Annotated in this window: 1 protein-coding gene; it reads right to left on the bottom strand. The window is 47.9% G+C overall.

Features of this window, described 5'->3' with window-relative positions; translation table 11 throughout:
- Nucleotides 1–7: 7 nt before the first annotated feature.
- Nucleotides 8–1,023 (bottom strand): IS630 family transposase gene (locus tag INT19_RS08130; RefSeq protein WP_172116735.1). Its coding sequence is split into 2 segments (ribosomal slippage): nt 8–636 and nt 636–1,023, totalling 1,017 coding nucleotides; the frame shifts between segments, so codons are not numbered across the junction.
- Nucleotides 1,024–1,083 lie beyond the last annotated feature (60 nt).

Here is a 1,083-nt window from a genome sequence, read left to right as displayed (position 1 = left end):
TAAGTGGTTATGCAAAAGTTATCGAGTTACTTTTTCCGTAATTATCACATACGTTTTTGACCGCTTCACAGAGCTTGTCGAACGAACTGTAGGCTGTCAGCGGTAACCACTTGTATTTGATTTCACGCCAAAGAATTTCGATCAGGTTCAGCTCCGGCGAATAAGGCGACAGATATACCAGATGAATGCGGTGTGCCATCCAATCGATGATTTTGCGCTGGAAAGCTTTGGAACGGTGCATTTTGGCATTGTCCAGTACAACGACGGCGAAGGCGTCAGGACTTTTCTGTGCCGCGAACTGATCGAACGCTTCTATAACGGTCTCTGTCTTCACTGACTCGGTTGTCATACGATGGAAAAAGCTACCTTTCCTGGTGAGAAAGCCCAGCACATTGAGCCGCTTGCTACGTGAATAGGCGGTCACTTCCCAAGGCTTACCTACCGGGCTCCATGCATAGGGAAGTGATGATGATTGAGAGAAGCCAGCTTCATCAAAGAAGTAAAGATCACACTCGCCATTGTCTTCCCATTCCTTCAAAGCATTGATCAAACCTTGTGTACGACGAAAATCCGTTTCGTCACGCAGCGCAGTCAATGAGCGGCGTACCCGCTTACAACTGTTGCCGTTTTTTTTAATGCACGACGTAACGTGTCCTGGCTGACGACTTTACCTGTCTTATCCTGAAACTTAGCATGGAGGACAGGTAATTGATGCGGGTGCTCTTCAACAAGTTGCTGTAACACAGCAAGCTCGCTTTCGTTGAGAAGGCTAGGTCGTCCTTCACGAGGTTTATCTTGAAGGCCTTCAATACCGTCTTTTTCCCATTGGGATAACCAAGTAGACACCGTATCGCGTTTAACCCCGAGGATGTCGCGAATCTGGTTAATCGTATGGCCTTTGTGGCTGAGCAAGATGGCGTGGGCTCTGCGGCGTAGTGCTCTCTTTTCACCATGCTGGTAGGCGTCATTAACGATAGGTTGCTGGTCGGGCGTCAAAGAAATGAAGCGCAAGCGACGAGACATGGTGCATCTCCCTTGTTATAAGCCTCGCTTTATACACCATAACTTATGCGGATTCACTTA

This window comes from Halomonas sp. 3A7M (assembly GCF_014897875.1).
GTDB lineage: Bacteria > Pseudomonadota > Gammaproteobacteria > Pseudomonadales > Halomonadaceae > Vreelandella.
Note: the sequence above shows the minus strand (reverse complement) of the source record. Positions and strands in the feature narration are given on the sequence as shown.